Source organism: Caballeronia udeis, assembly GCF_044909315.1.
GTDB classification, from domain to species: domain Bacteria; phylum Pseudomonadota; class Gammaproteobacteria; order Burkholderiales; family Burkholderiaceae; genus Caballeronia; species Caballeronia udeis_A.
The window spans coordinates 128,304-147,850 of the sequence record NZ_JBIYEB010000016.1; the positions used below are offsets into that span (position 1 = coordinate 128,304).

At 61.7% G+C, this 19,547-nt stretch carries 20 protein-coding genes; 9 read left to right on the forward strand and 11 right to left on the reverse strand.

All coding sequences use genetic code 11. From position 1 onward, the window contains the following. Positions 1–8 precede the first annotated feature (8 nt). Positions 9–923: a dioxygenase family protein gene (locus ABH944_RS24710; protein WP_404609914.1), complete on the reverse strand. Its 915-nt coding sequence runs from the start codon at positions 921–923 to the stop codon at positions 9–11. A 195-nt stretch (positions 924–1,118) separates the two neighbouring features. Continuing rightward, positions 1,119–2,039, reverse strand: coding sequence for a LysR family transcriptional regulator (locus ABH944_RS24715; RefSeq protein ID WP_404609913.1), 921 nt, complete (start codon positions 2,037–2,039; stop codon positions 1,119–1,121). A gap of 125 nt (positions 2,040–2,164) precedes the next feature. Here ABH944_RS24715 and ABH944_RS24720 point away from each other — a divergent pair, with 125 nt between their 5' ends. Then, on the forward strand, positions 2,165–2,914 hold the full coding sequence (locus ABH944_RS24720; RefSeq protein ID WP_404609912.1) for an SDR family NAD(P)-dependent oxidoreductase: 750 nt from the start codon (positions 2,165–2,167) through the stop codon (positions 2,912–2,914). Between the two features lie 50 nt (positions 2,915–2,964). Next, positions 2,965–3,504 (forward strand): carboxymuconolactone decarboxylase family protein, encoded by a 540-nt coding sequence (locus ABH944_RS24725; RefSeq protein WP_404609911.1) that lies wholly within the window; start codon positions 2,965–2,967, stop codon positions 3,502–3,504. A gap of 153 nt (positions 3,505–3,657) precedes the next feature. Here ABH944_RS24725 and ABH944_RS24730 read toward each other — a convergent pair whose 3' ends face one another. After that, positions 3,658–4,107, reverse strand: coding sequence for an ester cyclase (locus tag ABH944_RS24730; RefSeq protein WP_404609910.1), 450 nt, complete (start codon positions 4,105–4,107; stop codon positions 3,658–3,660). Positions 4,108–4,456: 349 nt separating this feature from the next. Between ABH944_RS24730 and ABH944_RS24735 the strand changes: the two genes are divergently transcribed. After that, entirely contained in the window at positions 4,457–4,690 is a 234-nt protein-coding gene (locus ABH944_RS24735) for a hypothetical protein (RefSeq protein WP_404609909.1), read from the forward strand. 33 nt (positions 4,691–4,723) lie between these two features. Here the strand turns inward: ABH944_RS24735 and ABH944_RS24740 are convergent, their stop codons facing one another. From ABH944_RS24740 to ABH944_RS24770, 7 genes are all read right to left on the reverse strand, one after another. Then, on the reverse strand, positions 4,724–5,689 hold the full coding sequence (locus ABH944_RS24740) for a D-2-hydroxyacid dehydrogenase (RefSeq protein ID WP_404609908.1): 966 nt from the start codon (positions 5,687–5,689) through the stop codon (positions 4,724–4,726). Then, positions 5,682–7,748, reverse strand: a complete 2,067-nt coding sequence (tkt, locus tag ABH944_RS24745) for a transketolase (protein ID WP_404609907.1) — start codon at positions 7,746–7,748, stop codon at positions 5,682–5,684. Before tkt ends, ABH944_RS24740 begins: the two co-directional genes overlap by 8 nt. A gap of 149 nt (positions 7,749–7,897) precedes the next feature. Continuing rightward, entirely contained in the window at positions 7,898–9,757 is a 1,860-nt protein-coding gene (locus ABH944_RS24750; protein ID WP_404609906.1) for a TRAP transporter large permease, read from the reverse strand. Between the two features lie 4 nt (positions 9,758–9,761). Further along, entirely contained in the window at positions 9,762–10,805 is a 1,044-nt protein-coding gene (locus tag ABH944_RS24755; protein WP_404609905.1) for a TRAP transporter substrate-binding protein, read from the reverse strand. Positions 10,806–10,981: 176 nt separating this feature from the next. After that, entirely contained in the window at positions 10,982–11,746 is a 765-nt protein-coding gene (locus ABH944_RS24760) for an SDR family NAD(P)-dependent oxidoreductase (protein ID WP_062084241.1), read from the reverse strand. An 88-nt stretch (positions 11,747–11,834) separates the two neighbouring features. Beyond that, positions 11,835–12,833, reverse strand: coding sequence for a transketolase family protein (locus ABH944_RS24765; protein WP_404609904.1), 999 nt, complete (start codon positions 12,831–12,833; stop codon positions 11,835–11,837). After that, on the reverse strand, positions 12,830–13,675 hold the full coding sequence (locus ABH944_RS24770; RefSeq protein ID WP_404609903.1) for a transketolase: 846 nt from the start codon (positions 13,673–13,675) through the stop codon (positions 12,830–12,832). The genes ABH944_RS24765 and ABH944_RS24770 overlap by 4 nt, the downstream gene beginning before the upstream one ends. A 177-nt stretch (positions 13,676–13,852) precedes the next feature. Between ABH944_RS24770 and gcvA the strand changes: the two genes are divergently transcribed. Then, positions 13,853–14,770: a transcriptional regulator GcvA gene (gcvA, locus tag ABH944_RS24775; protein ID WP_404609902.1), complete on the forward strand. Its 918-nt coding sequence runs from the start codon at positions 13,853–13,855 to the stop codon at positions 14,768–14,770. Positions 14,771–14,852: 82 nt separating this feature from the next. On the opposite strand, the gene ABH944_RS24780 is transcribed toward gcvA, so the two are convergent. Then, positions 14,853–16,763, reverse strand: a complete 1,911-nt coding sequence (locus ABH944_RS24780) for a S9 family peptidase (RefSeq protein ID WP_404609901.1) — start codon at positions 16,761–16,763, stop codon at positions 14,853–14,855. Positions 16,764–17,000: 237 nt separating this feature from the next. Here ABH944_RS24780 and ABH944_RS24785 point away from each other — a divergent pair, with 237 nt between their 5' ends. The 5 genes from ABH944_RS24785 to ABH944_RS24805 all read left to right on the forward strand — a co-directional run bounded on the left by ABH944_RS24785 (position 17,001) and on the right by ABH944_RS24805 (position 19,504). After that, entirely contained in the window at positions 17,001–17,429 is a 429-nt protein-coding gene (locus tag ABH944_RS24785) for a PRC-barrel domain-containing protein (RefSeq protein WP_097270310.1), read from the forward strand. Between the two features lie 242 nt (positions 17,430–17,671). Further along, positions 17,672–17,959: a pyridoxal-phosphate dependent enzyme gene (locus ABH944_RS24790; protein WP_404609900.1), complete on the forward strand. Its 288-nt coding sequence runs from the start codon at positions 17,672–17,674 to the stop codon at positions 17,957–17,959. Further along, positions 17,949–18,167, forward strand: coding sequence for a pyridoxal-phosphate dependent enzyme (locus ABH944_RS24795; protein WP_404609899.1), 219 nt, complete (start codon positions 17,949–17,951; stop codon positions 18,165–18,167). The genes ABH944_RS24790 and ABH944_RS24795 overlap by 11 nt, the downstream gene beginning before the upstream one ends. Before the next feature lie 26 nt (positions 18,168–18,193). Beyond that, positions 18,194–18,742: a YbaK/EbsC family protein gene (locus tag ABH944_RS24800; RefSeq protein WP_404609898.1), complete on the forward strand. Its 549-nt coding sequence runs from the start codon at positions 18,194–18,196 to the stop codon at positions 18,740–18,742. A gap of 294 nt (positions 18,743–19,036) precedes the next feature. Beyond that, positions 19,037–19,504 carry a response regulator gene (locus ABH944_RS24805; protein ID WP_404609897.1) on the forward strand — a complete coding sequence of 156 codons (468 nt, stop codon included), beginning with the start codon at positions 19,037–19,039 and terminating at the stop codon, positions 19,502–19,504. Positions 19,505–19,547 lie beyond the last annotated feature (43 nt).

The window sequence follows — 19,547 nt, forward strand, 5'->3', positions numbered from 1 at the left end:
TCTCCGGCTTACTTGATGGGGGGTGTTGGACAGGTCGACGTACCTTCAGCCAGCACGAAGTCGTATTCGAGCGTGTAGTACGGCCCTGTCACGTCTGCGTCAGGTGCCCGGCCGTCATCGTGCATCGCGAATTTACCGACCAGCGAGCGGTTGACTCCGAACACGACATCCGAGCCGAGATACTCCGAGTCGTCAGCAAAGACCTGGCTGACCAGGGTCTCGTGCCCTTCAGCAACCACGACGAAGTGAATGTGAGCAGGTCGATAAGGATGGCGGTGCTGCTTCGCCAGAAGGGCGCCCACCGGGCCATGAGTGGGAACCGGATAACCAGCAGGCCTGACCGAGCGGAAGCGGAAATAACCATGCGCATCGGTCCTGAAGCTGCCACGCAGATTCATATCGGGCTGGTCCGGGTCCTGGTTTTCATAGAGTCCCACTGGCGACGCCTGCCACACGTCAACTCTGGCGTTCGCGATGGGCCGGCGTGCGCTGTCAACCACGTGTCCGCGCACGAACAGCGGCGCACCTGGAGAACCCTCGGCGACGATGGATTCGCCGTTGCCGTAGTCAGGGGAATTGCCGCGATAGAACGGCCCAAGCAGTGCGCCAGGCGTCCGGTTGGTCTTGTCCACCGTATTGAGCAGCGTGACCAGTGTCGAGAAGCCGAGCACGTCGGCGCACAACACGACCTCGTTGTGATTGTCGACCGTGGCCTGGCCAATCGCCTTGACGAATTCGATGCCCTGCTCGAACTCCCGGTCCGTCAATTGGACCTCCCGGAAGAATGCGTGCGCGTGCCGGACAAGGGCGTCGATGATCTGCTTGAGCCGGGCGTCATCGGTTCGGCTCATTGCAGCAAGCACTACCTCTGTAATCGACCCGGCATCGTCAACGATACTGTCCAGATAAGATAAATCGGTCATACCCGTCTCCACCAAGGTGTGCAATTGCAAACGACTGCTCGGCGCGGCAATCCCACGATCGCGTCTATCAAGCACTTGAAGTTTGTTCCGATGAATTTGCGCCGAGCCCTATCTGAATGCTATCCACTTCGAGGTCAGGCGGCGGTCAATCGCTTTCGAGTTTCTGCCAAGCTCATGGAAGCTCACTGCGGCCATTCACCCGCGAGCCATCGCCTGTCCGACATGGTCGGCGAATGCCCTGACCTTTGCCGAATGCCGGCGCTCCAACGGGCTCACCAGATGGATCGGGATAGGGATCGTTTCCCAGTCCGGCAACATCCGCTGTACTTCGCCACGCGCCAGTTCGTCATCGAAGAGCCAGGTCGGTGAATATCCGATCCCCATGCCGCCAAGAACCGACGCCCGCATGACCTCACTGCTGTTGGTTTGCAGATTGCCTTCGACGCGAACAATGCGCGTGGTTCCCACCGGATCCACCGCGCCGGGCCCGGCCGTAAAACGCCATGCGTTGCGCATGGCCAGTTCAGTGTAGACGATACAGTTGTGATCGACCAGGTCGTCGGGAACGCGCGGCGCTTTCGTGCCTTTGCGCAGTGAGCGCACATAGCTGCGATGCGCCATCAGCATCCGGTGGGCCGTTCCCACGCGACGTGCGATCAGGCTGCTGTCCGGCAGATCGCCGATACGCACCGCGACGTCGATCCCCTGCTCCACGAGATCGATGAACCCATCGCTCAGGCGCAGGTCGATCTTCACGCCCCGGTGCTCCGCCAGAAATGACTGAACCAATGGCATGAGCTTGAGACGTCCGAAGCCGACCGAAGCGGCGACCCGCAGCCAGCCCGTCAGTTGCTGCTCACCGCGTCGCAACGCGCCTTCGGCCTCCGCGATTTCCGCAACCAGGCGCCGCGCCTGTTCGAAATAGTGTTCACCTTCCTCTGTCAGTGCGAGCGAACGCGTGGTTCTTGTCAGCAGCCGCGCACCCAGCTCACGCTCAAGCGCCGCGACCTGTTTGCTCACTGCGCTTTGCGTCGTATCCGACTCGTGCGCGACCGCGGAAAAACTGCCCGCCTCCACCACGCGCACGAACGTTTTCATTGCCTGTAGCTTGTCCATTTTGCTCAATATATTCCTGATGGGAATGAGTTATATGAGCATACACCGTCTATATCGCGCATCTGGAATCAGTCAAAGTGCAGTCATCGCAAACGCGATGCCAACCCACCTGAAGGAGCACTGTCATGAACCAACCCGTCGTCCTTATCACTGGTGCGCTGACCGGTATCGGCCGCGCTACCGCTCTTGCCTTCGCTCGCGAAGGCAACCGCGTGGTCGTCAGCGGCCGTCGCGAAGAGGCAGGCCAGGCGCTCGCCGCGGAACTGCGCTCCCTTGGCGCTGAAGCCGAATTCGTGCGCGCTGACGTCCGTTTCGAAGCTGAAGTGCGCAATGTGGTCGAGCAGACCGTTGCGCGTTTCGGGCGCATCGACGTGGCCGTCAACAACGCCGGCACTGAAGGTCAACTGGCACCGATCGTCGAGGAGACCGCGACCAATTACGAAGACACGTTCGCGGTCAACGTGCTCGGCACGCTGCTGTCGCTCAAGCACGAGATGCGCGTGATGCTGGCGCAGGGCGCGGGCTCGATCATCAACCTCTCGTCAATAGCGGGTCAGGTCGGGGTCGCAGGCGCGTCGGTCTATGCGGCCAGCAAGCATGCGGTTGAAGGCCTTACGAAGAGCGCGGCGCTCGAAGGAGCGGCTGCAGGCGTGCGCGTCAACGCCGTGGCGCCGGGTCCTGTCGCCACGGAAATGCTCGATCGCTTTGCCGGCGGCACCGAAGAAGGCAAGGCAAGTTTCCTCTCGACGATACCGGCGAGGCGCGCCGCGGCCCCGGACGAAATAGCCCAGACGATTGTGTTTCTGGCGAGCGACAAGGCGCGTTACCTCACCGGCCAGAACATTGCAGTCGACGGCGCGTACACGGCGCAATGACCCACGTTTTTTCAACGCATTTCATGCATCTTTTACCCGGGAGTATCACCATGACCACCATCAATGTGCCGACACGCGACGAAGTTTCCCCCGCTAACCAGGCCCTCTTCGACAAGCTCAAGAGCAGTCTCGGCACGATGCCCAACCTGTACGCGACGCTGGCTTATTCGGAGCATGCGCTCGGCAGCTACCTCGCGTTCCAGAACGCGAAGAGCAGCATCACCGGCAAGGCGCGCGAAATCGTGAACCTTGTCGTCAGCCAGGTCAACGCTTGCGAATATTGTCTGGCGGCGCACACCGTGATCGGCAAGATGAATGGCTTCACCGACGAGCGGATCCTAGAGATCCGCAGCGGCCGGGCAAGCTTCGATGCGAAGTTCGACGCACTCGCGCGGCTCGTGAAGAACATCGCGGTCAACCGCGGGCATGCCGATCAGGCGCTCGTCGATGCATTCTTCGCGGCGGGCTGGACCAAGGCGAATCTGGTCGACGTGATCGTTGTGATCGGCGACAAGACCGTCACCAACTATCTGCATGGAACGACGCGCGTACCGGTGGATTTTCCCGCTGCACCGTCCCTCCCTGCCTGACGCTTGAAGCAGGATAAGGCGCGGAACTCACGCCATGCCCGCGGTCGTATCTCGCGGGCATGGCGCGATGCAGGGTAATCAAGTCAGTGCAATGTTTCGAGCCACCGGGTCCAGAGCGGCGTTGCCGAAGATACCGAAAGCACCGTGCCCCGTTCAAACTGCCTTGATGAGTCCGAGTTGCTGCAGGGCGGTCACGCCGTCGTCCAGGCCGATTTCCTCGATGATCTTGCCGTCTTTGAGGCGAAGCACAGTCGTACCGGTGAAGCGCATTTTCCGGCCAGTCGCAGCCGGCAACGATCTAATCAGGAAATCGCTGAATGCCGGACCCGTATGCGTGCCGCCCCCCTCCCAACGGCCGACTACATAGTCCCCTTCGGCAATGAGATCGGCTGCTCCCCAGAAGTTGAGGTCGGGGAACGCTTCGCGGAAACCCGTCATGAATGCCTTGATGTCCTCGCGGCCACGGCGCGGCTCGTGGAGTGAGTAGCGCAGCAGCATGTCGGAAGCAGCAAGTTCGTCGACGATGTCGAGGTTGCACGTCTCGCCCCAGAAATCGGTGAACCAGCGGCCTACGATGGCCTTGTTGTCGTCTTCTCTGGACATGGTGAATTCCTCATCGATATGGTTGGAAGAGAGCGGCACGATCGCCTCTCTCTGCCCAGACAATATCGACGCATGCAGCCAGATACCCCCCGTTTCTTGCGGCAATACTCGAAGATGCGAATGCGCATGCGTGCCTGCCCGCTGAGCGTGTCCACGCTGCGATGCATCTGTGCGTCATTTACATTCACAAGGCAACCAGATAGCAAGAAACGGAGTGTTCGCGCCGGCCCGCTGTCACAACCTGATCACTCGATCCCTCAGTAGCGCGGATCAGCGGACAACGTGCGGTGCGTCCTGACCACACGTATCTCACAGGCGGTCGCCTACTTTCACCGACTGGAGTTCAATCATGTTGCGACTTCTTTCACTTCATGCTCTCGCAGCCCAACGCGGCGATGGACTGCGCCCCGAACTCCCGGCCCTGTTCGAACGCCATGCCCGAGCAGAGACGGGTCTCGCCGCCACTATCGAACCTGTCGAAACAGAACCGCTCTACCAGGCAGGAGACATAGACACCGCGGCGGAAAACCGCGGGGGAACTGCGGTCGCTATGCCAGGCGCTGCCAATGTTGCCGAGTCGTAGAATTGATCGGCGCCGGACGCATCGCATACTCGATCAATACGCGCCGTGCACCAGGTTGGTCGCTGCACCGTTCACGAAGTTTTCGATGTTATCCATCAACTGATCCGCCAGACTCTGCTGCGCCTCGTCCGAAGCCCACGCAACATGCGGCGTCAAGATCACATTTGAACGGCCGGCTGCGCGCAACAGCGGGTTGTCCCCGGCAGGCGGTTCGCTGGTGGTCACATCGAAACCTGCTCCGCTGATCAAACCTTCGTCGAGCGCCTGCACGAGCGCGCCTTCATCGACAAGGCCTCCGCGTGCCGTGTTGATGATCAACGGCTTGCGCTTCATCGCACGAAACTCCGGCATGGCCAGCATGTTGCGGGTGTGTGGTGTGAGCGGACTGTGCACGGTGATGATGTCGCTGGTCGCGAGCACCTCGTCCCACGGCGTGTAAAGCGGGCCGAGACCGTCCCTGCCCTTGTGAGCGGCGAACATGGGCAGCATGCCAAAGGCCTTGCCGATTTCCGCGACGCGCTGCCCCAGGACCCCTTCGCCGATAATGCCAAGCCGCGCGCCGGCCAGATCGTGAATCGCGTGCGTGAAGAAGCAGAATTGCTCGGACTTTTGCCACTCGCCGGCGAGCACATCTTCGCGATAGGCAATCAGATTGCGCCGCAGCGCGAGGATCAACGCGAAGGTGTGCTCAGGCACGGTGTTGATCGCATAGCCGCGAATATTGCTCACCGCGATGCCGAGTCGCTGGCAGGCCGCCTTGTCGACGCAATCGGTGCCGGTGGCCGCCACCGCGACGAGTCTCAGATCCGGCAACTGCTCCAGCACGTCCTTCGTCAACGGCACCTTGTTGGTGATCACGATCGCTGCGCCGGTCAAACGCTGCAGGACCTGCCCGGGTGTAGTGCGATCGTGCTCGATCAACTGGTGATCGAAGCGCGGTTCACGCAAGACGATTTGCGGCGCGAGCGTGGCGCGATCGAGAAAAACGATTTTATGCATGTGCATCCCCGTCGATAAGAGACAACTGCCGCTTCGCTTCATTGACCACATGCTGCGCCGTGATGCCGAAGTGCTCATACAGCGTCTCGGCCGAGGCGGAAGCACCGAAACCCGTCATGCCGACGAAACCGCCCCGCTCACCCAGATACCGGTCCCAACCGAAACGCAACGCCGCTTCCACGCCGATGCGCACCGCGTTCAAACCCAGAACTGCAGCGCGATAGCCGGCGTCCTGTTCATCGAAGATTTCCCAACACGGCATGGACACCACCGCGGTCGCAATGCCTTCGTCCTGCAACCGGCTGCGCGCCTGCAACGCCAGCGCCACTTCAGAGCCGGTCGCCAGCAAGGTCACCGCGCGCGGCCCACCCTCGGCCTCGGCCAGGACGTAAGCGCCGCGACGCGACAACGCCTCGTCGCTATGCGCGCGCCGAACCAGGGGCAACGCCTGACGTGCGAATATCAGCGTGCTTGGCCCTCGTCGATGTTCGAGCGCGATCGCCCAGCACTCGGCCGCCTCCACGGCATCGGCGGGACGCAGCACGCGCATGTTCGGCATGGCGCGTAGCGAAGCAAGTATCTCGACGGGTTGATGCGTCGGTCCATTTTTGCCGACACCGATCGAGTCATGACTGAATACGAAGTGCACCGGCAGGCCCATCAAGGCGGCCATGCGCATCGCCGGACGCTGGTAGTCGGAGAACGCCAGATAGGTCACGCTGGTGGCAACAATGCCGCCATGCGCGGCCATGCCGTTGGCCATTGCTCCCATCAGATGCTCGCGCACGCCACAGTGGACGTAGGCGCCGCTGCGATCATCGGCGGTGAACGCGTGCAGGCGGCGCTTGTGGCCCGTAGGCGCTTCGAGATCCGCACAACCGACCATGCGTTCGGGCAGCAAGGGCGCGAGCAGGTCGCTGATCTCACCCGACACCGTGATGCCGGGCTGCGGCTCGTCGCGCTCGACTGCGCGCTTGCGGTAGTCGTCGAGTACATCGCGCCAGCCTTCCGGCAAGTCGCCGGATTGAACGCGTTCGAATTCGGCGCGTTCGGCGTCGGGTAAAGCCGCGACGCGCGCCTGCCATGCGCTGTGCACGTGATCGGCGCGCCTCCCGGCTGCACGCCAGGCAGCGAGGATCTCCGCGGGTACGTGGAAAGGCGCATGCGGCCAGCCAAGCTGTTCGCGAGCCACGTCGGCATCCGCTTGAAACAGCTTGCCGCTATGACCACCACGCTGGCCCTGCAGGCGCGCGATGCCCCGGCCGATGACCGTCTTGCAGGCGATCATCGACGGCCGCGAATCCTGCCGCGCGAGCGTCAGCGCCGCCGATACCGCCTCAAGATCGTGACCGTCGACTTCCTCGACGTGCCAGCCGCCCACCCGAAACCGCGCGCAAACGTCTTCGCTGATGGACAGCGAGGTGCTGCCGTCGTCGGTGATCTGGTTGTCGTCCCAGCAGAGGATCAGCTTGCCCAGCCGCAGATGCCCGGCGAGCGAGATCATCTCCTGGCCGATGCCTTCCTGCAGGCAGCCGTCCCCAACGAATGCATACGTGTAGTGATCGACAAGGCCGCAGCCGAATCTGGCGGCGAGATACGCTTCGGCGATAGCCATGCCGAAGGCGTTGGCGATGCCTTGGCCAAGCGGCCCCGTGGTGGCTTCTATGCCATGTGCCGGCTCGTATTCAGGGTGTCCCGCGCAATGCGAGCCGAGTTCGCGAAAGGTCTTGAGCTGATCGAGACCGATCGCCGCATATCCGGTCAGATAGAGCAGAGAATAAAGCAGCAGCGAACCGTGGCCGTTGGACAGCACGAAGCGGTCGCGGTCGGGCCATGCCGGATCCGCCGGATTGAACTTCAGATGCCGCGTGAACAGCGCCGTCGCGATTTCGGCCATGCCGAGCGGCACGCCCTGATGACCTTCGCCGGCACGCAGGATGGCGTCGACAGAGAGGAAACGGATTGCGTCGGCCAGAGGCAGTGGGGGCAGAGACGCGGCCTGCAGCGGCGGTGGGGGCGAAGCAATCGGGACAACAGGTTGAGCTTCGGTAGTGGACATGACAAAAGGCTCCTCTACGCCGTCCCGGCCAAGCGAGGCGGCGGCAATTCAAACGGATGAGACGAGGGTCAAACGAGAGTCAAACGAACCGCGCGGAAGAACGGCACGCGAGGCTGCGTTGCGCAAGACGCAGCCTCACGCGCAAACGGTCAATGCAGGAAACCGGTTGAGATCCACGGCACCGCGGCCACCACGATCAGGCCGACCATCAACGCGGCGATATAGCCCAGGATCGGCTTCATGCCTTCGTCCGGATGGATACGGCTGACCGCACAAGCCGAGTAGTAGCCCACGCCGAACGGCGGTGCGAACAGCCCCACGCCCATCGACAGGATCACGACCATTGCGTAGTGCACGTCGTGAATGCCCATCTGCCGCGCGATCGGGAACATCAGCGGGCCGAACAGCACGATGGCGGGGATGCCTTCGAGCACGCTGCCGAGTATCACGAACACGCAGATGGAGGCCGCCATGAACATTGCCGCGCCGCCCGGCAGCGCCCCCAGGGTCTGCGCAAGCTGCCCGGAGAAGCCGGATTGCGTCAGGGCCCAAGCCATGCCGGTCGCCGCGCCGATGATCAGCAGGATCGCGCCGGACAGCGTCGCCGTATCGATCAGCATCGGCTTGAGCCGTTTCCACGCGAACCGGCGATAGATCAGCAGACCGGCCAGCACCGCATAGACAATCCCGATCGTGGAGACCTCGGTGGCCGTCGCAATCCCTTCGACCACCGCCGCGCGAATCACGAACGGCAACGCAAGCGCCGGAAATGCGATCACCAGTTTGCGCAGAATCTCGCCGCGGGTCGCGCACTTGACGCTCGACATGTCCTCGCGCCGGTAACGCCACTGCACCACGATGCACAGGGTAATTGCCAGCACGATCCCCGGCAGCATGCCGCCGGTGAAGAGCGCGGAGATCGACACGCCGGTCACCGAGCCGAGCGTGATCAGCACCAGACTTGGGGGAATCGTCTCGGTCTGCGCGCCCGTCGCCGCCAGCAGCGCGACCAGATCACCGGGCTTCGCACCGCGCGCTTTCATCTCCGGAAACAGCACCGGCGCAACCGCCGCCATGTCCGCGGCTTTCGACCCCGAGATACCCGACACCAGGTACATCGCGCCGACCAGCACGTACGAAAGACCGCCGCGCACATGACCCAGCAGACTCGCGAGGAACGCGATCATCGCCGCGGCCATCCCGGTCATCTCGATCAGCTGGCCGAGAAACACGAAGAGCGGCACGGACAGCAGGATCAGGTGCGACATGCCCTCGTCCATCCGCCCGACCACCACCGGCATGGGCGTGCTCGTGGTGAGCGCGAGATAGCCGAACGTAGCCAGTCCGAACGAGAACGCGATCGGCACGCCGCTGAACACGCACAATGCCACCAGCCCAACGAAGAAGATCAGCAGGTTGATATTGCCGAGGTCGCGCAACAGCGGACCGAGCAGGACGAAACCACCGACCACCGCGCCGACTGTCGCAATGGCGGCGAGCGTCAGCCGCCAGTTGGCCACACGCGCCAATCGCACCAGCGCAACCAGCAGCATGAGCGCCGAGCCGACCGGCAAGGCGGCCGCACGCCATGCGTTGGACAGTTCGAGCGCAGGGGTGGTGATGAACGCCTCGTCCTGCGCGAAGCTGACAGCCGGGCCGATCACCATCGCGAGGAATGCGATGGGCGCGGCGATGGCGATCACGTCGAGAAACGCGCGCACGCCCGGCGGCGCCATGCCGACCAGCGCCGTCATCCGCATATGCTCGCCGCGCCGCAATGCCAGCACGGCACCCAGCATGGCGAGCCACAGGAACAGCATGGATGCGAGTTCATCGGACCACACGAGCGGCGCGTGCAGCAGATAACGGCTCGTCACGCCGGCCAGCAGCACGACAATTTCCGCAAGCACCAGCAACGCCGCGGGAATCTCCACAAGGTGGCCGAGCGCGGTGTCGAGCGCACAGGCGAAGCGATGCTGCCGCTCGTGCGAATAAGAGATCGAGATCATCGCATCACCCCAGTTTTCCGACGGACTTCTCCAGCAAGCCCCACGCTTCATCACCGTACTTGGCTTTCCAGTCGTGATAGAAGCTCGTCTTCGCCAGCGTGCCGCGGAAGGCCTCGCGGTCGACATCGATAAAGGTAATGCCCTTCGACTTCAGGTCGTCGCGCAACGACAGGCTGAGCTTGGCGATATCCGCGCGTTGCAGCATGGCGGCCTTCTCGAACTCACGCGTGACGATTGCACGGATGTCGACCGGCAAGCGCTCCCATGCGGTGCGGTTGCCGAGAATCCAGTAACCGTCCCACACGTGCGATGTCAGGCTGATGTACTTCTGCACTTCGTAGAGCTTGGCCGTGGCAATGATCGGCAGCGGATTCTCCTGACCTTCCACCACGCCGGTTTGCAACGCCGAATACAGCTCGTTGAAATTGATTGGTGCAGGGCCGGCGTCGAGTGCCTTGAACAGCGAGGTCAGCATGGGCGCTTGCGGAACGCGAATCTTGAAGCCCTTCAGATCGGCCGGCGCACGCAACGCCTTGGTCGACGAGCTGATCTGCCGGAAGCCGTTGTCCCACACCTTGCTCACCGAGACGATGCCGGACTTGCCGATCTGCGCGCGGATATAGTTGCCGAGATCCCCGTCCATCGCCTTCCAGACCGCGTCGTAGTCCTTGAACGCGAAGCCCGTATTGACAATGCCGGCAGCGGGCGTGAGCGTCGCCAGAATCGACGACGCCTGGTTGAAGAACTCCACGCCGCCATTGCGCACTTGCGAGAGCAGATCCGTGTCGGAGCCGAGCTGGTTCTGCGGAAAGAGCTTGATATCGAGGCGGCCGTTGGTCGCTTCGCGGATGTGATTGATCGCCTCCTGGGCGCGGATGTTGACCGGATGCGTCGGATCCTGGCCGGTGGCCAGCTTGTACGAAAACTCGGGGGCCGCCATCGCGCTGCGCGAGATGCTCCATAGCGGCGCGGCGGCGGACAAGGCCGCACCGGCCTTCAAAAAGGTGCGGCGGCTGATGCCCTTCGGGGCGTTGGAACGGCTAGTCATGGTGTCTTCCTCCAATATGGCGTGTCGTTATAGTTTTCGAATCTGAAGTGCGGCGGCTGCACGTGTCGCGCGCCGCGCCTGTCTGTTCTCTACTACAGGGTCTCCATCGCCGCCGTCAGCCTCCCGCCAGACGGCCCGTCCTGCCGGACCTGGATGAGCGCTGAATCAGCCGTGGCTCATCCATGAATCAGCATGCCGCCGTTCACGTCGATCACCGCGCCGGTAATATACGACGACAGGCTGGACGCGAGGAACAGGAACGCGCCGGCCACGTCGTCGGGCACGCCAAGCCGGTTGAGCGGAATGCCGGCGAGAATTTCGACACGCTTGTCGTCGCTGATCTTGCCGGCGTTGATGTCGGTTTGAATCAGGCCCGGTGTCACGCAGTTCACGCGAATTCCGTCGTTGCCGAGTTCGCGCGCCATCGCTTTCGCCAGACCGAGCACCCCGGCCTTCGCCGCCGAGTAATGCGGACCGCCGAGAATGCCGCCGCCGCGCTGGGCGGACACCGACGACATGCAGCCGATCGAACCGCTCTTCTGTTTCTTCATCTGGGGAACGACCGCTTGCGACAGGTACAACACGCCACGCAGGTTGACGTCGAGAATCCGGTCCCAGCTTTCCGGGTCGATCTCAAGCAGCTTGGCGGCCTGGGTAATCCCCGCATTGTTGATCAGGATATCGATCGAACCGAAATCGGCGACGGTGCGTTCGACGGCAGCCTGGCATGCGCCACGGTCGGTGACGTTGCACACATAACCACGATGCTCCGGTCCGATTGACGCGGCAGCTTCCACCGCGGCGTGTTCGTCGAGATCGAAGATGGCGATGCGAGCGCCGTGCGCCGCGAACATGCGGGCGGTCGCCATGCCAATGCCGCGCGGCGACGCGCCGCCGGAAATGACGGCCACCTTGCCGTCGAGAAGACGTGACTCTGACATGATGCGGATCTCCTGAGTGTGATGCTTATGGTTTGCTACGTGGTTGGCTATCGGTAACTACGCGTGTACGTGTCCTGCTGATGAAACCTCACCGCAGCCATCCTTTGATGGTGCCGCACATCCGCTCGGTGGAAATGCCGTAACGGTCGTGCAAGGTCGGTAACGCGCCGGCGTCGAGGAACGCGTCGGGCAGGCCGATCTGACGGAACGCCGGCGTGACGCCGTTGGTCAGCAGCACCGTGGCCACCGCCTCCCCGAGCCCGCCGATCACCGTATGGTTCTCCGCGACCACGACCAGACGCCCCGGACGGCGCGCTTCGCGCAACAGCGTCACGGTGTCGAGCGGCTTGATGGTCGGCACATGCAGTACCCCCACGTCGACACGGTCAGCGGCGAGCGCCTTGGCTGTCTCTAGCGCACGCATCGTCAGGATTCCAGATGAAATGATAAGGACCTCGGCGCCGTCGCGCAGGAGCTTCGCTTTTCCGAGCTCGAACTGATAGCCGTATTCCTCGAGCACGACGGGCACGTTGCCGCGTAACAGGCGTGCATAGACCGGCCCGCGATGGCCGGCCATGGCCGGCACCATCTGCTCGATTTCAAGCGCGTCGCAAGGGTCGATCACGGTCAGGTTCGGCATCGCGCGAAACAGCGCCAGGTCCTCGGCCGCCTGGTGGCTGGGGCCGTAACCGGTCGTGAGGCCGGGCAACGCGCAGACTATCTTCACGTCGAGATTGTCCTCGGCTATCGCCTGATGAATGAAGTCATAGGCGCGGCGCGCGGCAAATACGGCGTACGTGGTGACGAACGGCTGCGCGCCTTCGTGCGCCATGCCGGCCGCGGCGCCCATCAGCAGTTGCTCGGCCATGCCCATCTGGTAGTAGCGCTCGGGGTATTCCTTCGCGAACAGATGCAGGTCGGTGTATTTGCCGAGATCGGCGGTCATGCCAACCACTTCGGGCCGGTTGCGCGCCAGTTCGACCAGCGCGTGGCCGAACGGCGCGGAGCGCGTGAGCTGCCCTTCGCCTGCAATCGAGGCGATCATCGCCGACGTTTTCAGACGCGGTTTCGGTGCGGCGGTGCTCATACGTTTCTCCCGGCTTCCAGCGCCTGCAACGCGAGTTGCCATTCGTGCGCATCGACGCGGATAAAGTGGTTCTTCTCGCGCGCTTCGAGGAACGGCACGCCGCACCCCATCCGCGTATCGCAGACGATGATCCGGGGCTGCGCATGAGGATGGGCGCGTGCCGCATCGAACGCGGTGATTACGGCTGCGAGATCGTTGCCATCCACGCGCTGCACGAACCAGCCGAAGGCCTGCAGCTTGTCGACCAGCGGCTCGAACGCCATGACGTTCGACGACGGACCATCGGCCTGCTGGTTGTTGACGTCGACCATCGCGATCAGGTTGTCGAGCTTCCAGTGAGCGGCCGACATCAGGCCCTCCCAGATCGCGCCTTCGTCGAGTTCGCCGTCGGAGAACAGGGTATAGACGCGGGCGTCCGAACCCTTGCGCTTCAGGCCCAGGCAACGGCCAACCGCGATCGTGAGCCCTTGCCCGAGAGAGCCGCCGGACATTTCCATGCCCGGGGTATAGCTCGCCATCCCCGACATCGGCAGGCGGCTGTCGTCGCTGCCGTAGGTTTCCAGTTCTTCGTCGGCGATGATGCCGGCCTCGATCAGCGCCGCGTAAAGGGCGATCGCGTAATGGCCGTTCGACAAGAGGAAGCGGTCGCGGCCCTCCCATTCGGGATCCTCGGCGCGGTAACGCATGGCGCGGAAGTAGGCAACGGCGAGCACGTCGGCAATGTCGAGCGCCTGGCCGATATAACCCTGCCCTTGCACCTCGCCCATTCGCAGCGCGTTGCGGCGGATCTGGTAGGCGTGCTCCGCGAGTTCGGCGTAAGGCGCGGTTTCGCTGATGTTCACAGTGTGTCTCCTCCTGTCGATCGAAGTTCGCGCTCTGGTGCTTCAACGCGTTACTCCAGTCCCATGCGGCGTGGTTGCGCATGGGTCTCTTTGCATGAACCGCACTGAGTCCGCGGCCAGTGACTCAAGCGTAATCTTTGCCCTGCACGCGCTCAAACGAATTAAGATGGTCAATGGATGAATTCAATTCAGCTTGATGTTGCCATGCACAATCGCGTTACTCTCAAGTCCATACAAGCATTCGAAGCCGCTGCCCGGCTCTCGTCGTTCGCGCTCGCAGCAGACGAACTGTTCGTGACAGCCTCGGCAATCAGCCATCAAATCAAGCTGCTCGAGGAGCAATTGAGTATTCGTCTGTTCCATCGCTTGCATCGCGCCGTGATCCTGACGGACTCGGGACGGCAATACGCGGAAGAGATCAGTTCGGCGTTCGCGCGAATCGATTCGGCCACGCGCGAGATCGGACGCGTGGCGAAGAGCGACATACTCACGATCCATTGCACGCCGAGTTTTGCAACGCAATGGCTGATGCCGCGCATCGCGCGTTTCAGCGCGGCGCATCCGGATATCGATGTGCGGTTGAATGCCTCTTCGGAGGCGGCGAATCTGATTTCGGAAGCGGTCGATATCGATATTCGCTACGGTCCACGCAAGCTGCAACCGGCCGGCACGATGGTGCTGGAATTGCCGCCGGAAACCATCGTGCCGCTATGCGCGCCGGCGCTCATGGAGGGCGACTATCCGCTGCGTGGCATTGCGGACCTGCAGCACCACCCGCTCATTCACAGCGAGGGCTGCCTGGTGGGCTGGCGCGACTGGATGCGCCTGCATCGCAAGACGCGGGTGGATATAGTCCGCGGGCCGCGTTTCGATCGCTCGTTCATGGCGCTTAGCGCCGCCGTGGACGGCCTGGGAGTTTGCCTTGAAAGCCTGCTGCTGGCGCAACGCGAACTGGAGACGGGACGGCTTGTCGCACCTTTCGGCTTCGATGGCCTTGAGGTGCACGGCTATACGCTGAACCTGCTGAAGTCACGCGCCGATTTGCCGAAGCTGCGCAGCTTTCAGGACTGGCTATTTGCCGAACTCGAGAAGTGATGGGCGCCCCCCGCCATTGAAGAGTCCTGCCATGGATCCTTTGCCGCAGCCGCGGGATTTGAAATTGGCGATGCGGACCTGGTCACTTCCTCGCCACGCCCCCGAGATGCTCGGCAAGAAACTCGTCCATCGCTTCATAGAACTCGAACTGGTTCTCTTCGTTGTGAAAGCCGTGCCCTTCGTTTTCCTTGAGCATGTATTTGACATCCACGCCGCGCGCACGCAAAGCCTCGACAATCTGATCGCTCTCGGCCTGTTTGACTCGGGGATCGTTTGCGCCTTGGGCGACAAGAAGCGGTGTCACGATCCGGTCCGCGAAGAACAGCGGCGACGCATCGTGCAGCGCCCGCTTGCCCTCTTCGGTCTGCGGGTTACCGACCATCTCGTACATCATGTCGATCATGGGCTTCCAATACGGCGGCATTGATTCAAGGAAAGTGAAGAGGTTCGATACGCCGACATAGTCGACGGCAGCCGCATATCGATCCGGCGTAAACGTCACGCCCGCAAGCGTCGCGTAGCCGCCATAACTTGCCCCGTAGATCCCGATGCGCGCCGGATCGACGATCCCTTGCGACACGAGCCAGTCGACGCTGTCGTCAATATCATTCTGCATCGCGCGGCCCCACTGCCCGAAACTGGCTTGCCAGAAGGCGCGGCCATATCCCGTCGAGCCACGGAAATTGACCTGCAGCACCGCATAGCCGCGGTTCGCAAGCAGCTGCGCTTCGACATTGAAGCCCCACATGTCTCTCGCCCAGGGACCGCCATGCGGATTGACGACTAACGGCAAGGGCTCGGCGAATTCCCGCCCAAGCTCGAATCCTGCGGGCAACGTCAGGTATCCGCTGAGTTGCAAGCCGTCGCGTGCCTTGAAACGGATCGGCAACATGGGCACCATATCGGCGGGGTCGAGCCAGGGCATCATGTCCGCAAGCTTGGAAAGGTGCCGGCGCCCGATGTCGTAGATCCACACCGAGCCGGCCGACCGATCGCTTGTGGCACGCACGATCGCGCGCGACTCGTCGCGCGTGATGCTCGCGATAGTCACTTCCTGATCCGGCAACTGCCGCTCAAGATCGGCCCTGACGTCTCGGGCCCAGTTGTCGAAGAAATGACGATGAACCCGATCATCGACATAGGACGCAGCTTTCAGCACATGTCGATGTTCCGAATATGAAAGTCCGCTCACGTCGACATGCGGGGTCTCGAACAGCAACGCTCCCTCTTTGCCCGTCTGGGGATCGAATTCGAAAATAGCGGTTTTGTCGCGCCCTCGATTCGATAAAACGTATAGCCCCTTGTTGTCGAACGTAAAGAACAACGGTGACACAGTCTCGCGGAAGTCCGTCGTCAGAACAGGCCTGAAAGGCTCTGCCTCGACGTCACGGTAGAGCAGCGTCTGGTTGACGCCATCCGACGCGATCGCGACGCGCAAGCGCCCTTCGTGATCCGTCATCCAGCCCATGACGTTGCCCGGATTCTCGGCGATCGGCGTCAGTTCGCCCGTCGTCACGTCAGCACGAAAAACGTCGAAGACCTTTGGATCGCGACGATTCATCTGGATCAGCACGTGGCGGTCGTCGTCCCTGAGGTCATCGACAATGCCGGCCCTGACACCATCGAACGGCGTCAGATCACACGGGTCACCACCGTCGATCGGTACCGAAAGCACGTGGAAGTTCTCGTCGCCGCCAAAATCCTTGACGAACAGAATCTGGTCGTTGCCCTTCCATACGTGGCCGGGCACGTCGCGTTCTGTCTCGTTGGTCAGGGCGCGCGGCTCGCCTGCGGGTGCGCCGTCAGCATCGATCCCCTGCACGAATATATTCTGGCGGCCGGAGCGCCGTGCAAGAAAGGACAGGTGCCGGCCATCGGGAGCGATCGTGAACGAACGCTTGTCCGGTCTACGGAAGAAGTCTCGCACCGCGTACCGTTTGACTGCGCCACCGCTACCGTTACCGCTACCCTTCAGTTGACCTTCAGCGACCATGTCTGCCTCCCTGAAAGCTGCATTTGAACACGAGAGGCATCGCCATGCACGCCAGTGAGTCCGCTGCCGTGGCTTACGGATCCATGACCGCTAACGGTCCTCGTGAGCGTGTGAGCGACGCAACGGCAGGTGCCTCGAAGCAGTTGGATCCGGGTTCAACGGCGCGGAAGAACAAAATCTGGCTGGCAGGCCTGAAACTTGCGCATTCAGGGCACCCTAATGAAATGAGACATCGATATGAAAATTTGGCAAAGCGTGACGGTTGCAACCCTGATTGGCGCGGCAAGTATGGGCGCGCAAGCACAAGTGGCCGGCACCCAGCCGCTGTCCGTGACGGTCCAGCAGTCGCAGGCATTGCTGCAGGGCTGGAGCGCTAAAAAGAGCATCCTTGGGAAAGCGGTCTACAACGACAAGAACGAGAAAATCGGTTCAATCCTCGACCTGGTCATTTCGCCGGATACGACCGTGTCGGCGGCCGTCATCGCCACCGGTGGTTTCCTGGGTGTCGCCACGCATGACGTCGCGGTGCCCATTGGCTCGCTCGACATACGCAACGGAAACTTCTATCTGGCGGGTGCAACGAAGGACGCGCTAAAGGAAACGCCCGAGTTCCAGTACAGCAAGGTGCAGACGCCGCCGAAGCCGAGAAAGATTCAAGCCCAGTAACCATAAATATAAAGCGCGCGTTTGCCGCGCGCCTTGTGCAAAAACCGCGCTCAGCAATCAGCGCGGTTTTCTTGTTGGCGGAGGCGGCGATCTCTTGCGGCAAATTTCCCTGATAGACCCGCGGGCGACGGCTGCCGTGACAAGGCAAAGATGGGCCCTCTTTAGCAAGAACGTACAAGCCAGTGAACGTGGATACGCTTCAAAGTAGCGATTTTCCGTGAACGCGCAAAGAGGAGTTCGTCATGCCGAAGGTACTCGATTCAGTGATCGACGCAATCGGACATACTCCGCTGGTTCGGCTGGACCGCCTTACAAAATCATATGGCGTGGAGGGGTCCATTCTCGCCAAGCTTGATTACCTCAATCCAGGTTTTTCGAAGAACGATCGCGCGGCTCTTGGCATCATCGATGAGGCCGAACGCGGCGGCGCGTTGCGACCCGGTCAGACCGTCGTTGAGTTGACCTCAGGCAACATGGGGAACGGGTTATGCGATTGCCCACCTGCAGTTTATGCATGGCGTGAACGCTGACGGTTATCTTCAGGTCTCCGGTGACGACGCGCGCCGTGTGGCACGGGAGCTTGCGCGAGCAGAAGGAATTTTCGGCGGGTTTTCTGCCGGGGCCAACGTTGCCGCCGCGCTGCAATTGCTTGCCGGAGAGATGCGGGGCAGGACAATCGCCGCGGTGATCTGCGATTCAGGTCTCAAGTACCTGTCGACGGATCTCTGGAACGCTTGAACGATCGAGGATCTTTCTGGAAACTCATGATGCAACTTCTCGACTTAGCCAAAAAACATAACTTCGATGCAATCCCGCGCGACCAATGGCCTATGCATCTCCCGCCCTCGGTTGCTTCCGGGCTTCCTGCACAGGATGTCGCGGTCTTCTCGGTGCGCGATGAGCATTCCGATACCGCGCAGTTCAGCGAACGTTATAGCTTCAGCCTCGACGATTGCGCCAATACGCTGATCCTCAGGTTTGCAAGGGACGGTATTGAACACCATGCGGCCGTGGTCAATCTCGGCTCGCGACGCCTCGATGTCAATGGTGCAGTGAAGGCGCTGCTAGCGGCCAAACGCGTGTCGTTCGCCAAGCGGGAAGTGGCGGCGGAACTGACAGGCATGGAGTTTGGCGGGATTACCGCATTTGGTCTGCCGGAGGGGATGAAGATCCTGGTCGACGAGGAAGTAACGAAGCGAAAATTTGTCGTAATGGGGGCCGGGTATCGCCGAAGCAAGATCCTGCTGGACCCGAACGTTTTGCGCGGACTTGCCAACACAGAGGTCGCTTCGCTGACGCTCCAGCAAGCGTGACTATCCCGCTCCGCCGTTGGAGATACCGTTAGGGAATACTTGACCACCATGCACATGAAACTTGTTCCTGGATGCCCGGCGTTACGCTCCATTCCCATGATTGTCGAGCCATCACTACGGTAAAAATCGGTCAAGGCAGCCTTGACCGATTCAGGTCGACCACCCCACCAGATCAACCGCGACTAGATGAAATCACCAAGGTTCGGCTGAAATGGCGCGAGTATTTGTCTCTGTGAACCGTGTCGGCGTGGTGCACCGAGGGAGGAGGCTCAACAAAAATGCGACGCGGCATGCATGATGCGTCATGCTCTCTATCCCGGAGAACATATGCATTCAAATGCCATCAAAATTGCACCTCATCCATGGACCAGGCGCAGCTTCGAGCTCGCCGGAATGCCGTTGCGCGTTTTAGTGGTCGACGACAACCAGAATGCCGCCGCAGCAATGGCAAGCTATTTGTCGTTCGAGAGCATGGAATGCCGCGTCGCATTCGGCGGACTGGAAGCCATTGCGATCGGAACACACTGGGCGCCCCACGTCATCCTCATGGATATCTCCATGCCCGAATGCAATGGCTACGAGGCCACCTTCGCTTTGCGGCAGGATTCACGCACCAGCGGAACGGTAATCGTGGCCTTTACAGCGTTAAACGATGACGGCGACGTGCACAAACACCTTGTTGATCACTCGTTTGACGGCTATAGCCAGAAAGGGCAGCCACCGAACAAGCTGGCGGCCCTGGTGATGAGTTTCCGTCATTGACGAAGCCCCTTCAAAAGGTCTTCGAAAAGGTCCACGGCGATAA